The 18,929-nt window shown below is 51.9% G+C and carries 17 protein-coding genes; 11 read left to right on the forward strand and 6 right to left on the reverse strand.

Annotated elements, in window-relative coordinates; translation table 11 throughout:
- Nucleotides 1-15: 15 nt before the first annotated feature.
- Nucleotides 16-351, reverse strand: a complete 336-nt coding sequence (locus ACK3CJ_RS08970) for a hypothetical protein (RefSeq protein WP_409526075.1) — start codon at nt 349-351, stop codon at nt 16-18.
- Complete coding sequence (locus ACK3CJ_RS08975; RefSeq protein WP_409526076.1) at nt 344-907, reverse strand: PilZ domain-containing protein; 564 nt, start codon at nt 905-907, stop codon at nt 344-346. The genes ACK3CJ_RS08970 and ACK3CJ_RS08975 overlap by 8 nt, the downstream gene beginning before the upstream one ends.
- A 99-nt stretch (nt 908-1,006) precedes the next feature.
- Here ACK3CJ_RS08975 and ACK3CJ_RS08980 point away from each other — a divergent pair, with 99 nt between their 5' ends.
- Together ACK3CJ_RS08980 and ACK3CJ_RS08985 are read left to right on the forward strand one after the other, a co-directional pair.
- A complete protein-coding gene (locus ACK3CJ_RS08980; protein WP_409526077.1) occupies nt 1,007-2,254 on the forward strand; it encodes a lipoprotein-releasing ABC transporter permease subunit in 1,248 nt (415 codons plus the stop codon).
- On the forward strand, nt 2,247-2,933 hold the full coding sequence (locus ACK3CJ_RS08985) for an ABC transporter ATP-binding protein (RefSeq protein ID WP_409526078.1): 687 nt from the start codon (nt 2,247-2,249) through the stop codon (nt 2,931-2,933). Before ACK3CJ_RS08980 ends, ACK3CJ_RS08985 begins: the two co-directional genes overlap by 8 nt.
- Here the strand turns inward: ACK3CJ_RS08985 and ACK3CJ_RS08990 are convergent.
- Nucleotides 2,925-3,476, reverse strand: coding sequence for a DUF2062 domain-containing protein (locus ACK3CJ_RS08990; protein ID WP_409526079.1), 552 nt, complete (start codon nt 3,474-3,476; stop codon nt 2,925-2,927). The genes ACK3CJ_RS08985 and ACK3CJ_RS08990 overlap by 9 nt on opposite strands.
- A gap of 97 nt (nt 3,477-3,573) precedes the next feature.
- On the opposite strand from ACK3CJ_RS08990, the gene ACK3CJ_RS08995 reads away from it, so the two are divergent.
- The 8 genes from ACK3CJ_RS08995 (at nt 3,574) to murB (ending at nt 10,500) form a co-directional block, all read left to right on the forward strand.
- On the forward strand, nt 3,574-5,832 hold the full coding sequence (locus tag ACK3CJ_RS08995) for a DNA internalization-related competence protein ComEC/Rec2 (protein WP_409526080.1): 2,259 nt from the start codon (nt 3,574-3,576) through the stop codon (nt 5,830-5,832).
- Nucleotides 5,833-5,899: 67 nt separating this feature from the next.
- Entirely contained in the window at nt 5,900-6,520 is a 621-nt protein-coding gene (locus tag ACK3CJ_RS09000) for a MotA/TolQ/ExbB proton channel family protein (protein ID WP_409526081.1), read from the forward strand.
- A 15-nt stretch (nt 6,521-6,535) separates the two neighbouring features.
- On the forward strand, nt 6,536-6,958 hold the full coding sequence (locus tag ACK3CJ_RS09005; RefSeq protein WP_409526082.1) for an ExbD/TolR family protein: 423 nt from the start codon (nt 6,536-6,538) through the stop codon (nt 6,956-6,958).
- Nucleotides 6,958-7,968: a tetraacyldisaccharide 4'-kinase gene (lpxK, locus tag ACK3CJ_RS09010; protein WP_409526083.1), complete on the forward strand. Its 1,011-nt coding sequence runs from the start codon at nt 6,958-6,960 to the stop codon at nt 7,966-7,968. The genes ACK3CJ_RS09005 and lpxK overlap by 1 nt, the downstream gene beginning before the upstream one ends.
- Nucleotides 7,968-8,159, forward strand: coding sequence for a Trm112 family protein (locus tag ACK3CJ_RS09015; protein WP_409526084.1), 192 nt, complete (start codon nt 7,968-7,970; stop codon nt 8,157-8,159). The genes lpxK and ACK3CJ_RS09015 overlap by 1 nt, the downstream gene beginning before the upstream one ends.
- Nucleotides 8,159-8,926 carry a 3-deoxy-manno-octulosonate cytidylyltransferase gene (kdsB, locus tag ACK3CJ_RS09020; RefSeq protein ID WP_409526085.1) on the forward strand — a complete coding sequence of 256 codons (768 nt, stop codon included), beginning with the start codon at nt 8,159-8,161 and terminating at the stop codon, nt 8,924-8,926. Before ACK3CJ_RS09015 ends, kdsB begins: the two co-directional genes overlap by 1 nt.
- A gap of 57 nt (nt 8,927-8,983) precedes the next feature.
- Complete coding sequence (locus ACK3CJ_RS09025) at nt 8,984-9,478, forward strand: low molecular weight protein-tyrosine-phosphatase (RefSeq protein ID WP_409526086.1); 495 nt, start codon at nt 8,984-8,986, stop codon at nt 9,476-9,478.
- Nucleotides 9,478-10,500, forward strand: coding sequence for a UDP-N-acetylmuramate dehydrogenase (murB, locus tag ACK3CJ_RS09030; RefSeq protein WP_409526087.1), 1,023 nt, complete (start codon nt 9,478-9,480; stop codon nt 10,498-10,500). Before ACK3CJ_RS09025 ends, murB begins: the two co-directional genes overlap by 1 nt.
- 6 nt (nt 10,501-10,506) lie before the next feature.
- On the opposite strand, the gene ACK3CJ_RS09035 is transcribed toward murB, so the two are convergent.
- From ACK3CJ_RS09035 to rne, 3 genes are all read right to left on the reverse strand, one after another.
- The gene (locus ACK3CJ_RS09035; protein ID WP_409526088.1) at nt 10,507-12,690 is read right to left on the reverse strand and encodes an EAL domain-containing protein; all 2,184 of its coding nucleotides are present in this window, start codon (nt 12,688-12,690) and stop codon (nt 10,507-10,509) included.
- Nucleotides 12,687-14,021 (reverse strand): HD domain-containing phosphohydrolase, encoded by a 1,335-nt coding sequence (locus ACK3CJ_RS09040; protein WP_409526089.1) that lies wholly within the window; start codon nt 14,019-14,021, stop codon nt 12,687-12,689. Before ACK3CJ_RS09040 ends, ACK3CJ_RS09035 begins: the two co-directional genes overlap by 4 nt.
- A 261-nt stretch (nt 14,022-14,282) precedes the next feature.
- Entirely contained in the window at nt 14,283-17,492 is a 3,210-nt protein-coding gene (gene rne, locus ACK3CJ_RS09045; protein ID WP_409526090.1) for a ribonuclease E, read from the reverse strand.
- A gap of 465 nt (nt 17,493-17,957) precedes the next feature.
- Between rne and rluC the strand changes: the two genes are divergently transcribed.
- The gene (rluC, locus tag ACK3CJ_RS09050) at nt 17,958-18,926 is read left to right on the forward strand and encodes a 23S rRNA pseudouridine(955/2504/2580) synthase RluC (RefSeq protein ID WP_409526091.1); all 969 of its coding nucleotides are present in this window, start codon (nt 17,958-17,960) and stop codon (nt 18,924-18,926) included.
- The last annotated feature ends 3 nt before the right edge of the window (nt 18,927-18,929 follow it).

Raw genomic sequence — 18,929 nt, forward strand, 5'->3', positions numbered from 1 at the left:
GGCAGAGGCGGGGGGTTAATCATCCGCCTGCTTCTGCCTGCTTTCCTTATCGGTATCTTGAGTATCAGCCTTGTTTTCTGGCTTCAGATATACCTCATCTTCCAGGAAACGCCCGGTGATTTTCAGTCTTTTTTCTACCCAGCGATTACAGTACTTCCAGATCAGAAACGCGGGCAGCATCATCAGCATGATACCAATAGTCAGTATTGCCCCTGCATGGCTTCTGGGGCCCAGCGTGACAAACCAGTCGAGAAACCCGATTCTGCGCCCAATATAAAACCACAGAATAAGGAAAAGAAAGCCCACAGCTGTTGCCAGGTGATGCAGTGTTCTGGATTGTTGTTCAGTCATTGAGGTATTGCTTGCGCTCTCTTGCCTGGGTTTCGATAATCAGCCGTGCCAGTTGTGTACGGCAGCTCTCAGGCATTTTCAGGAACTCAATACCGATATCGGCACCATCACTGAGTACGCTGCAACGCTGTACTCTGGCATAAAGCAGTAATCCCATCTCCCCTTCAGGAAATACCAGTTTTACTACCATCAGGCTGTTCAGCTCGATTGTGTGGTTGTTGTGAAAGGATAGGCCTCCTTCGCTGAGGTTCACTATCTCTGTCTTGATCTCATCACCCATCTGCTGGTTGGCAGAGAGTGTCTGAGCGATCAGGTCGATTTTTTTGCTCATGAGCTGCAGGTAGGAGGTCAGAATCGGCATTGAGCGGCCCAGTTGATTCAGCTTGGCATTAGCCTCCTGGTCCAGTTCGTGCAGATGGCTTTGCAGCATGAAGTAGGGCGAAACCTTGAAATGTGATGGTTGCAATGAGTCCAGATCTTCCGGTTCAGGAATTATCGTGAACTCTAATGCTACCGGGTGGTCAATGCGATAGAATTGGCGTCGTTCACTTTCCAAACTGTTTCTCCCTGAGTCAGATTTGTTTCGCTCAAGTATAGCGAAAAATACAGCGAATCTGTTAGAGATAGAAACCTAACTGTGATTTAATTCAGCCCCATGTTCAGACCTTTATCTCTCTTTGTCGGACTGCGCTACACGGCAGCTAAACGCGGCAACCATTTCATATCTTTTATTTCGCTGGTATCGATGCTGGGCTTGATGCTTGGTGTGGCCGCGTTGATCGTCGTGCTGTCTGTGATGAACGGTTTCGACCGTGAGTTGAAGCAGCGCATACTCGGGATGGTGCCTCACGCCACCATCAGCGAATATGGCACCTCAATGCAAGACTGGTCTCAGGTATCAGAGCGGCTGGTGCTGTCGGATCAGGTCGAGGCAGCTGCGCCTTTTGTTCAGGCACAAGGTATGCTGACCAATGCTGGCAAGGTACATGGCGTATTGGTGAACGGCATCGACCCGGATTACGAAACCGATGTGTCCATCATCGCGGATCACTTTACTTATGGTTCGTTGGACAATCTCGTTGCGGGCGATTACGGCATTGTGCTGGGTGAACTGCTGGCTCGATTCATCGGTGCGGGCGTGGGTGATAAGGTCACGCTGGTGCTGCCAGAAGCTTCGGTCAGTATTGCCGGTATCGTCCCCAGGCTGAAACGCTTTGAGGTAGTCGGTATTTTTTCGGTCGGTGCCGAGCTGGACGCGAGTCTGGCCTATGTTCATATAGATGACGCTGCCCGTCTGAAGCGTCTGCTGCCGGGTGAGGTGGACGGCGTTCGCATCAAATTTGATGACCTCTTTGCTGCACCCCGACTGATACGCTCGCTGGCAGAGTCATTTGATCGTCCTCTTTATGTGTCCGATTGGACGCGTACGCATGGCAATCTTTTTCAGGCGATCCAGCTTGAAAAACGAATGATTGGGCTTCTGCTGTTTCTGATCGTATTTGTTGCTGCATTCAATATTGTTTCAACACTGGTCATGGTCGTGACTGATAAGCGCAATGATATAGCGATTCTGCGCACCATGGGCGCGACTCCCGGCGGTATCATGCGTATTTTCATGGTACAGGGCACAGTGATTGGCTTTATAGGGACAACGCTGGGTCTGGTATTGGGGATTATCCTGGCATTGACCGTCAGTGATCTGGTTGCCTGGGTGGAGCGGACGCTGGGGATTCAGTTTTTGTCGGCAGATGTTTATTTCATCAGTTATCTCCCTTCCCAGTTGCAGTTGAATGATCTGGTTATGATCACTATTACTGCATTCAGTATCAGCTTCCTGGCAACACTGTATCCTGCCTGGAAGGCTTCCAGAACACAGCCGGCAGAGGCGCTTCGCTATGAGTAGTCCAGTATTGGAAGCGTGTGATGTCACGCATGTTTATAAAGAAGTGGGCCATGATCTTGTGGTGCTCGACACGCTCAATTTCACTGTACACAAAGGCGAACGTGTAGCCATAGTCGGCAGCTCGGGCAGTGGCAAAACCACGCTGCTGAATATTCTGGGTGGTTTGGAGCAGCCAACCAGTGGTTCCGTGAGTCTGCTCAATGATTCTATCTATGAAGTGCCTGAGTTACAGCGTTGCACCATGCGTAATCGCATGCTCGGTTTTGTTTATCAGTTTCATCATCTACTGAACGAGTTCACGGCACTTGAGAATATTGCGATGCCGTTACTGATTCGAGGTGACAGTGTCGCAACAGCCAGTCAGGCGGCAAAGGTGCTGTTGGCTCAGGTTGGATTGTCGAGTCGTGCCGATCACAAGCCGGGGCAGCTCAGCGGTGGCGAAAGGCAGCGTGTGGCCATAGCCCGAGCGCTGGTGACATCACCTGCCTGTGTTCTGATGGATGAACCCACCGGAAATCTGGATCACGTCACGGCACATGAAGTACAGCAGTATCTGGACAGGCTTAATCAGGAGCTGGATATTGCGTTCGTGATTGTAACGCATAATCTGGAGTTGGCAGGGAGTATGGAGCGCGCAATGCAGTTAACTAATGGGCGCCTGGAGCCTTATTCAGTCTGATCTGCCGTCATCTATCTGTTTGCGACGCAATGCGCGTGCCTTGCCGCGTTTGATCCAATTGCGCCGTACCTGTATCAGCCAGACAATGCGCACGGCAATAAAGCCCAGAATACCTGCAACGATGCCGCACAAAACTGAACCCAGTAGCAAGGGTTGCCATATATGCTGAAAGTTGCCGTAGATACTGTCCAGAGTCCATGCCATCCTGGGAGTCTCGGGGTCTGAGCCGAGAATCGCAAGCCCTATTCGATAGCAGAAGTAGAGCATGGCTGGCATGGTGATAGGGTTTGATATCCAGACCAGCCCAATGGAAACAGGCAGATTGCTGCCAACAAGAACAGCAATGACGGCGGCTAGCACCATCTGGAAGGGCATCGGCAAAAAAGCGCAGAAAATTCCCACCAGAAATGCCAGCGACACGGAGCGGTGCGATAAGTGCCAGAGGTTGGGGTTCTGAATGTAGCGACCCATCCAGCGTAAATGCTGGTGGTTTCTCACCCAGTGCGGATCCGGCATGTATTTTTTCAGAAGCTTGCGTGGCATTAACGTTACTTTACACTAAAGGCTGCTCATTATGCCGCCTGGATGGGCTCAAGCCAACAAGACATAAGTGATTACAACGTGATTATAAGGATCAAGGATGATCTATTATCTCGCCGGACTGCTGACTGTGGCACTTTTGCCCAGTCTATACTCAGTGTGTTACCTCTTTCCCGGATTACTGCTCCTGCTTCACCCGGTGCTTCGCACTCGGACATTGCTCTATTGTGTGGGGGTGCTGGTGGCCACACTCTATGGTTCATGGCAGCTGCATCATCGTTTACCGCTCGCGCTTGATGGTACAGATGTACACCTGAGTGGTACTGTTCAGGATCTCCCCTTACACAGCGATCACAGAGTCAGGTTTGAGATTTCTGTTGATCAGGTTCTCGCTGATGAGCCTGCACTGAGGCGTTTGCGTCGGGTGCAATTGTCCCTGTATCAACCTGAACAGATCATTAAGGCTGGGCAGTACCTTGATCTGGAGGTGCGCCTGAGATCTCCGCGAGGCCTGATGAATCCCCATGCAAGTGATAGAGAGCTTTACTATCTGCAGAATAATCTGGATGCAACCGGTTATGTGCGCCAGTTGTATCATCAACAAAGCGGTAAGGGTTGGACGCTTGCCGGGTTTCGTCAGAATCTGTCAGATAAGCTGCACCATCAATTCAGTGGCACAGGATCGGGTTGGCTGCTGCAGGCGATTGTGCTGGGTAGCCGTCTGGATATGCAGGATGAGCACTGGGAGGTATTGCGCAGAACCGGCACGGCCCACCTTCTGGTCGTCAGTGGTTTGCATATCGGTGTTGCCGCAGGGGCTGGTTTATTGTTAGGGAAGTTGCTGATAGGTGGTGTATTACTCTGTGGTTTTGCACCGGTCTGGTTACGGCGTATACCCTTGCTTTTGGCGCTATTGCTGGCTGTTTCCTATGCGTTGATTTCCGGTTTTGGGTTACCGGTGCAGCGTGCCTTGATTATGGTGACGGTTTTTCTGATGGCTGAGTGGTCTTTGAAGCAGGTCAGTGGCTGGACAAGATGGAGATGGGCTTTGATTGCCATCCTTACCTGCCAGCCACTGGCATTGTTGCAGCCGGGTGCATGGCTCTCTTTCTGCGCTGTGGCTGTGCTCTTGTGGCTTGCTCAGACCAGCAAACGTCCGGGTGCTTCAGCCTGGCGACTTGCGGGACAGGCACAGTGGTCGATTTTTGTCGGCATGCTGCCGTTGATGGCATTGCTGTTCAATCAGTTCGGAGTGCTGGCCCCTGTAGTGAATCTGATCGCCGTGCCGCTGTTTTCGTTGTTGATAACACTCTTGCCAGTATTGATACCTGCCGCACTGGCCGGATCGGAATCAGTGATCTGGGCCGTCAGTCAGTTTCTTGATCTTTTCTGGTCTGGATTGCAATGGAGTGCAGCGATTCCAGGTGTTTACATGCTCTTGGCCCGACCTGAACCCATTATTGTTTTGATTGCGAGTCTGGCCTGCTTCTGGTTACTGATGCCGATTCCGCTTCATTGGCGATGGGTGAGTGTGCTGGTGCTTTTACCTTTACTCATGCCGCGTGCCTCACAGATTTCCTCAGGTGACTTCAAGGCGGTGGTATTTGATGTAGGGCAGGGGTTGGCGGTTTTGGTCGAGACCCGGCAGCATCGTCTTCTCTATGACACGGGGCCGGGGTTCGCAGGTGGCGGCAGTGCGCTGCCCTTTACGATAGCGCCAATGCTTCAGGCCGGTAATGTTCATCAGCTCGATCATCTGGTGATCAGTCATGGTGATTCTGACCATGTCGGTGGTTATCCGGCATTAAAGCAGATGTTGTCGATAGGGCGGAAAGAGGGTGGTGACGATAATCTGATCAGTCGAGGGTTTCAGAGTTGCCATGAACGACAGGCGTGGGAATACGATAGCGTACATTTTCGCTATCTGACGCCCCCACCAAGACCTGAATGGAGTCGCAATGAGCAATCCTGCGTGCTGGAGGTCAGAAGCGGGACTTGCAGCCTGTTTCTTCCGGGTGATGCTGGATTGCCGGCTGAGTTCGGGCTTGTCCGGACAGGTTTATTGCAACCGGTCACCTGGCTTGTAGCGGGGCATCATGGTAGTCGAAGCTCATCCTCTCAGGTTTTGATTGAACACCTTCAGCCTGAGCATGTCATCTATGCGGCTGGTTACAATAACCGTTTTGGGCATCCTCATGAAGAGGTCACCACGAGGTTTGAAAGGGCAGGTGTAAAGGCAATGAATACTGCGACTGACGGTGCAATTGTGTTGAGCGCATCCAATGGGAAATGCAATACAGAAAGTTGGCGAGAACAGCGCAGACGATACTGGCATCACCCTGTGATTCGTGACCTGTAGGCGAAACAATCTACTTTCCATGACAGGGCTATGATAAAGTTGTGACAGCAAAAAGGAGGCTCACTGAGTGTTTGAACTGATCAAAGCGGGCGGCTGGTTAATGATACCGATACTGGCCTGCTCTGTTGTTTCGCTGGCTATCTGCATTGAGCGCTTATGGTTTCTTAAAAAGAGACATGTCATCCCTGCTGGCTTGCTTGGTGAGGTCTGGGAACTGGTTCGTCATGGTACCATGACGTCCGAGCACATGAAGCAGATCAAGCAGGGAAGCCCTCTGGGCAGCATTATCGTAGCTGGGCTGAATAATGCCAAACATGGTCGGGAGATCATGAAAGAGAGCATTCAGGAAGCAGCCAGTCATGTGATACATGATATGGAACGCTATCTGAGCGGTCTGGGATCGATAGCTGCGATTACGCCACTACTCGGCTTGCTGGGTACCGTTATTGGTATGATCAAGGTGTTCACAGAGATCATGATACAGGGAACCGGGAATGTCGGCGTGCTGGCGGGCGGGATTTCTGAGGCACTTATCACGACAGCCGCAGGGCTCTCCATTGCTATTCCCTCATTGGTGATGCACCGCTATTTTCAGCGCCGGATCGATACACTGGTGGTGGGCATGGAGCAGGAAGCAGTCAAACTGGTGGAAGTGATTCATGGCGAGCGCGATGTCAACTATGAGTAAGGATGGACGGTCACTGTGAAGTTTCCTCGCCAACGCCAGGATGAAGTGAGTGTCAATCTGACCCCTTTGATTGATGTGGTGTTTCTGCTGCTGATCTTCTTTATGATTTCCACTACTTTTACACGTGAGTCGCATCTGGAGATCAATCTGCCGGAGGCCGCGTCGGGAGCGATTACGACGGCTGAACGTGTAGCCATAGATATCGTCATTTCCTCGGAGGGTCTATACAGTGTTAATGGTCAGCCGTTGGTGAATGCTCAGGCGCTGACGCTGCGACGCGCAATCATGTCCGAGGCCGGGGATGCACGCGATATCCCCTTTGTTATTACGGCCGACGGTGAAACGCCACATCAGGCGGTGGTGACCGCGATGGATGTGGCTGGTCAGTTGGGCTTTGCCCGGCTCAGCATCACGACTCGGGAATCCGGACGTGAATAATGCGCTTGCTTGAACGTAGCTGGTACGAGCCAGCTTCCTGGAGCCCGCTGCTTCGGCCCCTTTCCTGGTTGTTTGAGCATCTGGCAACCCGCCGACGTTATCGCTACCTGAGTAATCCCGAGAAACAGTGGAAAGCCCCTGTTCCTGTTGTTGTGGTGGGAAATATCAGCGTTGGTGGCACGGGTAAGACACCTCTGGTTATCGCACTGATCGCCTTGTATCGATCGCAAGGATTCAAACCTGGCGTTGTCAGTCGGGGTTATGGTGGTAAAGCGCCTTATTATCCCTTTCATGTGACTGAGAATTCCTCTCCTGCCGAATCGGGTGATGAGCCCTTGCTGATTGTCCGCCAGACTGCTGTGCCGTTGGTGGTTGATCCAGATAGAGTAGCGGCAGCAAAATCGCTGCTGGCTCAGACGGATTGCGATATCATCATCAGTGATGATGGTCTGCAACATTATCGACTGGGGCGCGATATAGAGATTGCTGTCATTGATGGACAACGAGGTCTGGGCAATCAGCGATGTCTGCCGGAAGGGCCTCTACGCGAACCGGTCAGTCGTCTGCAGCAGGTGGATATGGTGGTTGTGAACAATGGCCAGCAGCAGAGGTGGCCGGACGACTTCATGATGGATATAGTACCGACGTCCCTGCGGCATCTTCGTTCAGGAGTGATTTCCAGCATTGAGAGCTGGCGTGCCGGACAGGAGTGCAGGGTGCATGCTGTCGCGGGTATCGGTAATCCGGCACGATTTTTCGATACTCTGAAGGGGATCGGATTGAAGCCTGTCGAACACCCTTTTCCGGATCATCATCAGTACCGCCCGCAAGATATTGAATTCAACGATGCGTTGCCGGTTATCATGACTGAGAAAGATGCCGTGAAGTTTCAAACTCAGTTGCCTGATGATTGCTGGGCCCTGCAGGTAGAGGCTGGGCTTTCGCGGGCATTTGAAGAGCAACTGATACAATTGACGCAACGTGTTAATTTACAGAACAGGACTAGATAATGGATCACAAACTGCTAGATATACTGGTGTGCCCCGTATCCAAAGCACCACTGGAATGGAATAAAGAGACCAACGAGCTGATCTGTCGGACGAGTGGTCTGGCCTACCCGATCCGGGATGATATCCCGGTGATGCTGGAAAGTGAGGCACGCACACTGACAGTTGAAGAACGCCTGAAAGAGAAAAAATAATGAGCTTTTCAGTTGTCATCCCTGCCCGCTATGCATCCACACGCTTCCCGGGTAAGCCTCTGGCTGATCTGGCCGGTAAGCCAATGGTGCAGCATGTATATGAGCGTGCCTGCGAGAGTGAAGCCAGTAGGGTTATCGTTGCCACTGATAATCAGCAGATTGCAGATGTTGCATCGGCTTTTGGTGCCGAGGTATGCATGACATCCTCGGATCACCCATCGGGAACAGACCGCTTGCAGGAGGTGGTGCAGCGTCTTGGGTTCTATGCCGACGATATAGTGGTGAATGTTCAGGGGGATGAGCCTCTGATACCACCACGCATCATCAATCAGGTGGCTCATAACCTGATGGCGATGACAGAGGCGGGCATCGCCACTCTCTCTGAGCCGATTGAAGATCTGGATGCCTTGTTGAATCCTAATGTTGTCAAGGTGGTCACGGATTGTAAGGGTATGGCGCTCTATTTCAGCCGTGCCAGCATCCCTTGGCCACGCGATGCCTTTGCCGCTCAGAGTAAAGGTACCGCTATGCCGGCTGGTTTCAACTGGCAGCGACATATCGGTCTGTACGCCTACCGTGTTCGACTCCTGAATGAGTACGTTACCTGGCCACCTGCACCCTTGGAGCAGACTGAGTCGCTGGAACAGTTGCGCGCCTTATGGATGGGTGTTCGCATCCATGTCGCTGCAGCCGATGAGGCGCCACCGACGGGTGTTGATACACCTGAAGACCTGGAGCGGATCAGGGTGTGGTTGGCGCAGCAGTAGACAAGTCAGTTTCATCAGTGAGTTGAAAGAGTTGTAAGGACAGTGATTGAGGCAGTTATGTCAAAACAGTTTCCGGTGAGTGTTCTTTTTGTCTGTTTGGGCAATATCTGTAGATCACCCACGGCGCATGGCGTATTTTTGAAGTGTCTGGCTGATGAAGGTCTGCATCATCAGGTAGAGGTGGATTCTGCCGGAACCGCAGCCTATCACATTGGTAATCCACCCGACCCGCGCAGCACTAGAGTGGCAGCTCGTCGCGGCTATGATCTGAGCCCTCTGCGTGCCCGTGCAGTTGAAGATACTGATTTTGAACACTATGACTATATTCTGGCGATGGACAAGCAGAACCTGAATTTCCTGACAGCAATGGCTCCAGTGGGCTATACGGGGCATCTAAGTTTGTTCCTTGATTTTGCAGATGCTGAAACGGTACGTGAAGTACCCGATCCCTACTATACGGATGGAGACAAGGGTTTTGAGCGGGTGGTGGATCTGATAGAGAATGCTTCTGCAGGTCTGGTCCGGCATATCAGGGCGAGGCATGTAGATTAATGCTGTCAATCCAACGTAATGTTCCACTTGATGACCTGAATACACTGGGTTTTTCGGCCAATGCCGAGTATTTCGTGCAGATTACCGACATCGCTCAACTGCCGCTTCTTTGTGAGTATTGCCAGGAGCAAAAACTGGAACTGCTGTTGCTCGGTGGTGGCAGCAATCTGGTTCTGGGCGATAGGATTGGTGGTATGGTGGCGTTGATAGATCTTAAGGGTTGGTCGTCCGAATCGCTTAAGGATGGTAGGGTCCTGCTGCGTATCGCAGCAGGGGAGAACTGGCACACAGCGGTAGACAGAATGCTGGATGAGGGGCTGTTCGGCCTTGAAAACCTTGCCTTGATACCGGGTACAGTCGGCGCTGCTCCCGTGCAGAACATCGGCGCCTACGGTGTGGAGCTCAAGGACCATCTGCATGAGGTGGAGGTGTATGACCGGGCACAGAAGTGTTTCACTCGTCTGAGTCGGTCAGCTTGCCACTTTGCCTATCGTGACAGTGTTTTCAAATCGCTTGAACCAGATCGCTACATCATTACTGCAGTAACTTTTATACTGCAGCGTGATTTCAATCCTGTCTTGGGCTACAGCGGTTTGAGCGAGTTGGCAGGCAGGCCATATCTTACAGCGCGTGATGTTTTTGAGCAGGTCTGTTCGATTCGGCGCAGTAAACTACCTGATCCGAAATTGCTGGGAAATGCCGGTAGTTTCTTCAAAAATCCCGTTATTCCTCCTGAGCAGCTTCTGCAATTGAAGCAGCGCTTCCCCGATCTGGTTTCCTATCCGGACCAAGGGCGGTGCAAGCTGGCAGCTGGCTGGATGATTGACCGTTGCGGTTGGAAAGGCCGGCGTGAAGGGCAGGTGGGTGTTTATGAGCATCAGGCTCTGGTGCTGTTCAATGCTGGTGGCGGCACTCGTACTGAGCTGGAGCGCCTGATGGCAAATATCCAGTTATCGGTTCAGCAGACCTTCGGAGTCTGGCTGGAGCCGGAGCCACGTTTTTATCCTGCTATCAAAAACTGATGATACTTAATTCTCGCCATCCTGGTTTTGAGACTGTGTCGCAGCGTAGTGCCTGAAGGCGCGGCGTATGTTTGCTCTCAATTCATCATCAACCCAAGGCTTAGTGAAGAATTTATATGCACAGCCTTGATTGATAGCCTCGGTGACTGTTTTCAGATCGGTATATCCTGACAGTAGAATACGAACCGTTGCCGGATGAATGCTCTTCACTCTTTTCAGGAACTCTATACCGTTCATATCAGGCATGCGCTGATCGGATACCACGACCTGAACCTGTTGTGTTGCCAATAATTCAAAGGCGGTCTGAGCATTGCCGGCTGTCAGTATCCTGTAGCCGTCCGGGCGCAACACCCTTTTCAGCGCATGAAGAATGTTGGGTTCGTCATCCAGTATCAGAAGTGTCTGAGTGTTATCAGGCGCTGATGAGGTGGCGTTGAACAGCCTCTGAACTTTATGTTGTTTGAAAAAAGTGATCAGACGATCGAAGGGCATGGGGTGGGCAAAAAAGTAGCCTTGGAACTCATCGCACAAATGATGATTCAGAAAGCTGGCCTGTGCTTCGGATTCAATCCCTTCGGCAACCACTTTCAGCCCCAAGTGGTGGGCCATCGAAATAATTCCTTTGGTGATCGCGGCATCATTCTGATTACTGATGATATCCCTGACGAAGGAGCGGTCGATCTTGATTTTGTCGACAGGGATGTTTTTCAGATAACTGAGGCCAGAAAAGCCTGTTCCGAAATCATCAATCGAAATACTTATTCCAAATGCCTTCAGCTCATTGAGCATGTTCAACGTTCGATCGGTATTATCAACCAGCAGAGATTCCGTGATTTCGATATCCACTAACTCCGGGGGGATCTGTGATGTCTGTAGGGCTTTGAGCATGCTTTTGACAAAATTGCCACGCTGAAACTGTATGGCAGATACATTTATCGACACACGGTTTCCGATGTAGCCCATATCATAGATGCGTTTATTGTCCTGGCACGCGCGCTTCAGAACCCACTCACCCAAGGGGATAATCTGGCCAGTATTTTCGGCAACGGTGATGAACTCATCCGGTGAAATGGTGCCCAGCTCAGGATGATGCCAGCGCAGCAGGGCCTCTATGCCGGTGATACGGCCTGTGCGGGAATCAAACTGCGGTTGGTAGTAAACCTGAAAATCCTCATTCTCAATCGCCTTCTGCATCTCATTGCGTAACAGAAACAGGTGGCTGATCTTCTGATTCAGGTCTTCTGTAAAAAAGTGATAGGTATTATGGCCTTTCTGCTTGGCCTTATACATCGCAATATCGGCCTGCTGGATCAGCTGCATCGGCTGGTCTATTACACCATCACTGATTCTGATGCCAGTGCTGGCGGTGATGTGAAGATCTATGCCTTCCATCCGCATGGGTGTAGAGATGCTTTCCAGAACGCGATCAGCAACCGTCATGACATGCTCTTCATGCACCAGCTCTGGTAGCACAAGTACGAACTCGTCGCCGCCAAAGTGGGCGAGTATATCGCCGGGACGAATTTGCATTTTCATCCGGTTGGCTATCTCGGTCAGAACCTTGTCACCTACCTTATGACCCATGGCATCATTGATCGCCTTGAAGCCATCCAGATCAATGAACATGACCGCAAGTTTGTGCCCAGCGCGGCGTGCTACACGACAGATCTGATCCAATCGCTCTTCAATAGCCGCTCTGTTCGGTAGCCCCGTCAGAACATCATGATTGGCATTGTAGGCCAGGCGAGACTCATAGTGTTTCTGTTCTGAGATATCATTCTGAACCCCGACGAAGTGAGTGATCTGACCCTGATCGTCGGGGACCGGGGCAATATAGAGGTCATTCCAGAAAGCTCTGCCATCTTTGCGATAATTACGCAGTACGACGTGTACTTCTTTCTTTTCGTGAAGATGCTGACGAATCTCTTCGACAGCCTCTTGATCAACTTCAGTACCTTGCAGAAAACGGCAGTTGTGGCCAATCGCTTCAGCAGCGGTGTAGCCGGTAATCTTCTCGAAGGCAGCATTGACGTAGATGATCGGCATATCATGCTGTTGCGCATCTACAATAAGAATGCCGTTATAGCAGGATTCCAGACATCGCTGCAGCAAGTGTGCCGAATGCCGGATAGCGGTGGCATGCGGATCCAGATCGTTGATCGTGTCAGTATCGGTATTCTGTGCATTCATTCCTTGAGATCCTGCCGCTGAGCAGTGTGTATGGCCAGCTCAAACTGAGATTGCTCGGATTTTTCAAACTCTCTGAGTTTATCAATCAGCATGGTATTCAGTATCTTATCCTCATAGATGATCAATGTCCCTTTATCTGAATAGAGATTTCGAGCGAGCCGCATCCCGGGTTTCAACTGATCCGTGCGCAGCAGAAGTATGTTGCTACCTTCTTGTTCATCCTCTTTACTGAGCTCCATTAATTGAATGAATTGCCCGCAGAGGTGTGGCTCATAAAGCTGGCCGGAATACTTTTTCATCATGGCCAGAGTATCCTCATGAGACATCGGTTTATTGAGTGTAACACCTTGGCGCAGCTCTACAAAATCCACTGCCAGACGTAGGATGCGCGCACCGGCGGGAATGGCTTTACCTTTGATTCCATCAGGAAAGCCACCGCCGGCCCAGCGCTCCTGGTGATGGCGGATCAGTTTTGCCGCACCCTGCAACGGCTCAAGTGCCATCAGTAATGACTCGCCAATGGCAGGGTATTGGCGATACGTCTCACGGTAGTTCTTGTGCAACTGGTTAGAGGACTGCTTAAGCATTTCGTCATCCCAGGTCAGTTTGCCCAGGTTATAAAGCGAAGCGGCCATGGAAAGATTTCGCGTCAGATCCGGCTCCAGCTTATAGTGCTGGCAGAACCGCTTGATAAGGGTAATAACCTGGCTGTTACTGTGTCGATCAGACGGCATTCGCTGGTCTATCAGGGAAGAGAATACCAGGGTTGTTTTGACGTAGCTTTGAGAGAGCTCCTGATAGGCGGTTTCAACCATCTCTGCAGTCTGCTCCAGCTCGGCGGTACGCTCTTTGACACGCTGCTCAAGTGTATGATTCAGCTCAAGCAGATTTTTGTTCTGCTCCTGTGTCAGGCGTTCGAGGCGCTTTCGTTCCAGTTCGGATGTATGAAACTCCATCGCCTGTCGAATGACCATGCGCAGCTCATCATCATCCCAGGGTTTACTGATGTAGCGATAAATCTTTCCTTCATTGATCGCTTTAATGGTTGTTGCCAGGTCTGCATAGCCGGTCATCAGAATGCGCATGCAGCGGGGCCAGCGTTTCTGAACTTCTGTCAACAGGGTCGCGCCATCCATACCTGGCATGCGAGCATCAGAGATGATCAGATCGATCAGGTTGTGTTCCAATATCTCCAACGCCTCTTCACCGCGTCGGGCAGTCAATATTTTGTATGGCTCACGTAACAGTGCGCGCCTGATACTTTTCAGGATATTCTCTTCATCATCAACCAATAGAAGATTGAGTGACTTCAGGGCTGGATTATCGCTCATTCACGTTCGCTCCTTGACCTGACTCTAAACTGGAAGAGCACAGCTAAATATCTGATGGATCAGATATAAGTGGTTTATAGATCGCCTCTTAAGTCCAGTATAGTCTCCTTCAAGATGACTACAGGCAAGCTTTTTGTGTGACAGATAAAAGTGGTTGCAGGAGTGGGGCAGGCGAAAGTGGAATGGGCTTATCGAAGGGTGAAAAAAAACAGGCCATCGCTGGCCTGTTTTTTCTATGATGAATCAGGTTCTCTGATTACATTACTGAGTTTTATCGCGTTTCAGTCGCGGGTCATTCGGTGCACGACGTCTTGTGCGGGGCTGCTCAGGTTCAGCTTGAGTAGCTTCTTCGGCCTGCTCGGACTCAGACTGCACAGGTTCTGACATCGGTTCTGACACTGGTTCAGACTCTGGCTCAGGCTCGGATTCAGCAATTTCAGCTTCTGCCTGCTGCCAAGTCTCCTTAGGCTGCTCCAGAGGTTGCGGCTCTTCAGCTGCAGGTGCATTGTCAGCCTGCTCAGAAGTGCTGATACTATCCTGCATTTCAGTGGCAGCAGCTGCAACCGGTGCTTCGGTTTCGGCGACTGGCTCAGAGGGCTCTGAAGACTCAGCAGTGGCGATTTCAATCTCCGGTTGCCCAGAGTCTTCAGTAGCTGCAACAGGCTCCTGAGCCGAGGTGCTGACGTCGGAATCCATCTCTTGAATCAGATCCTGCTGAACCAGTTGTGCTGGCTCCTCTGTCTGAATGGACGCGCCCTCGACCTTCGTTATATCAGTACTGGTTACAGTCTCAGTGTCAGTCGCACTTTGATCAGTACCGGTACTGGAGGTTTCAGCGGCTTCCGCCTGCTCAAACTCAATGTTGGACTGCTCTGGTGTGCGTCTACCAGATCTTTGGCGTTGGTTACCGCGGCGTGATCTGGACTTTTTCTCAACGGGTTCTGCCTCAACCTCAGATGCTGAATCCGTTTCCTGTTGAGTCTCGCTAGATGACTCAGTGGTTGTGTCAGCAGATGCTTTGAACTGCGGTTCATCATCTGCAGATCCAGTTGGCTCTGCAGCAACCAGTTTTGGTGCAGATTCGCTCAGCTCTACAGATGTTTCTGAAGATTGAGCCTCTGGGGTTGCGGTCTCAGTGCCAGTCACTTCAGCAAACGGAGTTTCACTCTCTCCCTGTGTTTCTGCTCCGGGCAGTGCGGTCCGCTTGGCACTGCGTTCACCACCACGGCGGCGACGGCCACGTCGGCTGCTCTGTTCCGGATCAGCAGTGCTCTGCTTATCGGCGGCTTCATTACCCGCTACCTCAGCCTGTACAGGAGTGCTGTCGGCTGTTGTTTCGTCTGTAGCAGTCGGTCGATCGCTCTTTTCACCACGTTTACGATCTCCACGACGGCGACGGCGAGTGCGTCCACCTTCAGTCCCTTCTTCACGCTTATCGGTCGCTTTCTCTCCAATGGGTGGGAGATTGTGTTCCGGTTCAATCGTAATGATCTCGTCCTGACGGTCATCGCGGTGATCACGGTTGTCTCTGCGGCGTGAGTCATTATCACGCGGTTTGCTGCTGCGACCACCGCGGCGCTTATCACCACCACGACCAGTAGAGGAACGGCTGCCCTCTCTGCTGCGCGCAGGCTCGGCTGCTTTCGCAACAGGTGGTTTCTCCGGCGTGGGTTCAGGCTTGGCGGGAGCACCGGCAAAGAGTGAGCGCAGGGAGGTCATAACCCGTTGAGCGAAAGACGGAGTTTCGATGGCCTTCGGCATGTGATGGTAAGGTGCCCGGGCATCAGTTTCAGTCTTTGGCTTGCTACTCACTTCGGCTCTGGGTGCGCTTTCAATCTCTGCTACCTGAGATACAGTGGACTGTGGCGCAACGCGGGTCGGAGGCGCAATCGCCTTGACGGCAGCCTCTTCGCGCTTCGGTGGGCGAGTAACTGTTTCAGATGTTTCCGCAGCCACATCTGGCTGAATAGCGTAGCTAAGATCATCTATCGTGGCAACGGTATGATCATCGCGCAGTCTGACCACCTCATAATGAGGTGTTTCCATGTTCGGGTTAGGTACGATGACGACTCTGACCTTATGGCGCTCTTCAATGGCATGGACTTCATTGCGCTTTTCGTTCAGCAGGAAGGTCGCTACGCTGACCGGCAAAATGGCGCGAATCTGCGCGGTGCGGTCCTTGGAAGACTCCTCTTCAATCAGACGCATGATCGACAAGGCCAGTGAGCCAGTATCGCGAATGACGCCTGTACCACTGCAGCGAGGGCAGACACTGCCACGGGTTTCGCTGAGTGAAGGGCGAAGACGCTGGCGTGACATTTCGAGCAGGCCAAAGCGAGAGATGCGACCCATCTGCACGCGTGCGCGATCCAGCTTGAGAGCATCGCGCAGGCGATTTTCCACTTCACGCTGGTTTTTGATCGGTGTCATATCGATGAAGTCGATGACAATCAGGCCGCCGATATCACGCAGTCTGAGCTGTCGAGCGATTTCGTCGGCTGCTTCAAGGTTGGTGTTCAGTGCTGTTTCTTCGATATCACCACCGCGGGTTGCGCGTGCGGAGTTGATGTCGATGGATACCAGAGCTTCGGTAGGGTCAATAACAATCGATCCACCTGATGGGAGCTGGACTTCACGCTCGAAGGCGGTTTCAATCTGACTCTCGATCTGGAAGCGGTTGAACAGAGGCGTAGATTCTTTGTATAGCTTGACGCGACTCTCAAAAGTTGGAATCACCTGGCGCACAAACTGCATCGCCTGCTCGTATACGGCAGGGTGGTCGATCAGCACTTCGCCGATATCGGCGCGCAGATAGTCGCGAATTGCACGGATAACGACATTGCTCTCCTGGTAGACCAGGAAAGGAGCAGGACGATCCTTGACGGCTTGCATGGCGTCCCAGAGAGTGGTCAGGTAATCCAGATCCCACTGCAGCTCTTCGGAGCTGCGGCCGATACCGGCTGTGCGGATGATCACACCCATCTGATCGGAAATATTGACGCCGCTCAGGGCTTCTTTGAGCTGGTTACGGTCCTCACCCTCGATGCGACGGGAAATACCACCGGCACGCGGGTTGTTGGGCATCAAAACCAGGTAACGACCGGCCAGGCTGATGAATGTAGTCAGAGCAGCGCCCTTGTTGCCACGTTCTTCCTTATCGACCTGAACGAAAACTTCGGTACCTTCGCGGATCACATCACGGATGTTCGGGCGCTGGCCACGTTCCGGCTGTCGGGAAAAGTATTCCTTGGCAATCTCTTTCAGGGGAAGGAAGCCGTGACGGTCTGCACCGTAGTCAACGAAGGCTGCCTCAAGGCTGGGCTCTACGCGGGTGATTTTGCCCTTGTAGATATTGGCTTTTTTCTGTTCCCGGCTGTCTGACTCCATATCGAGATCAAACAAGCGCTGTCCATCGACAAGCGCGACACGCACCTCTTCGGGTTGAGTTGCGTTAATCAGCATTCTTTTCATGTTGTTATGCGTTCTCAGCAAACGCAACGCATTCCACCCCAGTCAGCCAATGTGTCTGGTGTGTTCAATGTCCAGTCTTTGTGACCGATCGCAGCATCTGGCATGCAATCGCCTGGGTAGCTTCTGGCTACCTTGGTGTCGGCAGTGAAGGAAACGCTGACCAATGTCGTTATTTTCTATGGCTGTGGCTGCTGTCTAAGGCAGGTTCCGGGTCAGCGTGCATCTCCACCTCCAACTGGACCCTCGCACTGGCGAAGGTGGTGGAAGCGTTACTTCAAATTCGGGTTTATATCGTTTGATATAGCATGTTTGCCACAGGTCGGACTACGCCAGTTAAGAGATCGTATTCGGAGTAAATTGACTGGTCGTGCGGTTTTGTGAAATTAATAAAGCCAACCGTCCTCGGCAACGCTAGAATATAACAGTAAAGCCATTGAGCATCAATCGGGTATTAAACAACTTACTATGACAAATTCAGATGCGAAGTCGCGTCCTCAGGTTCGGTATGTCACTGTTGAGCCGGAACAGGAGGGGCAGCGAATCGATAATTTCCTGCGAACTCAACTTAAGGGAGTACCCAAAACTCTGATCTATCGGGTTTTGCGAAAGGGGGAGATACGCGTAAACAAGAAGCGCGCCAAGCCGGATTACAAGCTGGTATCGGGCGATGAGGTGAGAATTCCGCCAGTCAGGGTATCCGAGCCGAATACCCCCGAGATTATCGGTAGGGGTTTTCTGGATCGCCTTGAGTCAGCCATCCTTTACGAAACAGATGCGCTGATGGTCATCAATAAACCATCTGGCCTGGCCGTTCATGGGGGCAGTGGAATCACAAGTGGTTTGATTGAAGCTGTCAGGCAGATGCGTCCGGATGCGCGTTTTCTGGAGCTGGTTCACCGAATTGACCGTGATACATCCGGGTGTTTGATGATTGCCAAGAAGCGCAGCATGTTGCGTCATCTGCATGAAGGGTTACGTGAGCGCCAGATTAAAAAAGTATACCAAGCCTTGGTTGTAGGGCGGTGGGAGAAGCGTCAGCAGCGTGTAGACGCTCCACTGCTGCGAAATGAGCTGCAATCTGGCGAGCGAATGGTGCGTGTTGATAACAGTGGCAAGAGCTCGATTACGGACTTCAGGTTGTTGCGCCGTTTTGGTGATCTGGCGACGCTGGTGGAAGCCAGCCCCTTGACGGGACGTACACATCAGATTCGTGTTCATTGCCAGTTTGCCGGCCATCCGATTATCGGCGATACCAAATATGGTGATGAGCGGATGAATCAGCAGATGAAAGCATATGGTATCCATCGCTTGATGCTGCATGCTGCCGAGATAAGAGCCAGATTGCCTGATGGTGAGATGTTGGTGGTTAAGGCTGAACTGGATATGGATCTGGCGACTTTGCTCGCCGATCACGTATCAGATACCACCTCCTAGCGG

Origin of the sequence: Nitrincola salilacus (assembly GCF_046271865.1) — a bacterium.
GTDB lineage: Bacteria > Pseudomonadota > Gammaproteobacteria > Pseudomonadales > Balneatricaceae > Nitrincola > Nitrincola salilacus.

Coding starts and splice junctions, on each gene's coding strand:
- ACK3CJ_RS09025 (WP_409526086.1), top strand. CDS start 8,984: ATGTCAAAACAGTTTCCGGTGAGTGTTCTTTTTGTCTGTTTGGGCAAT.
- rluC (WP_409526091.1), top strand. CDS start 17,958: ATGACAAATTCAGATGCGAAGTCGCGTCCTCAGGTTCGGTATGTCACT.
- ACK3CJ_RS09040 (WP_409526089.1), bottom strand. CDS start 14,021: ATGAGCGATAATCCAGCCCTGAAGTCACTCAATCTTCTATTGGTTGAT.
- kdsB (WP_409526085.1), top strand. CDS start 8,159: ATGAGCTTTTCAGTTGTCATCCCTGCCCGCTATGCATCCACACGCTTC.
- ACK3CJ_RS09035 (WP_409526088.1), bottom strand. CDS start 12,690: ATGAATGCACAGAATACCGATACTGACACGATCAACGATCTGGATCCG.
- rne (WP_409526090.1), bottom strand. CDS start 17,492: ATGAAAAGAATGCTGATTAACGCAACTCAACCCGAAGAGGTGCGTGTC.
- ACK3CJ_RS08995 (WP_409526080.1), top strand. CDS start 3,574: ATGATCTATTATCTCGCCGGACTGCTGACTGTGGCACTTTTGCCCAGT.
- ACK3CJ_RS08990 (WP_409526079.1), bottom strand. CDS start 3,476: ATGCCACGCAAGCTTCTGAAAAAATACATGCCGGATCCGCACTGGGTG.
- ACK3CJ_RS08970 (WP_409526075.1), bottom strand. CDS start 351: ATGACTGAACAACAATCCAGAACACTGCATCACCTGGCAACAGCTGTG.
- lpxK (WP_409526083.1), top strand. CDS start 6,958: ATGCGCTTGCTTGAACGTAGCTGGTACGAGCCAGCTTCCTGGAGCCCG.
- ACK3CJ_RS08985 (WP_409526078.1), top strand. CDS start 2,247: ATGAGTAGTCCAGTATTGGAAGCGTGTGATGTCACGCATGTTTATAAA.
- ACK3CJ_RS08980 (WP_409526077.1), top strand. CDS start 1,007: ATGTTCAGACCTTTATCTCTCTTTGTCGGACTGCGCTACACGGCAGCT.
- murB (WP_409526087.1), top strand. CDS start 9,478: ATGCTGTCAATCCAACGTAATGTTCCACTTGATGACCTGAATACACTG.
- ACK3CJ_RS09015 (WP_409526084.1), top strand. CDS start 7,968: ATGGATCACAAACTGCTAGATATACTGGTGTGCCCCGTATCCAAAGCA.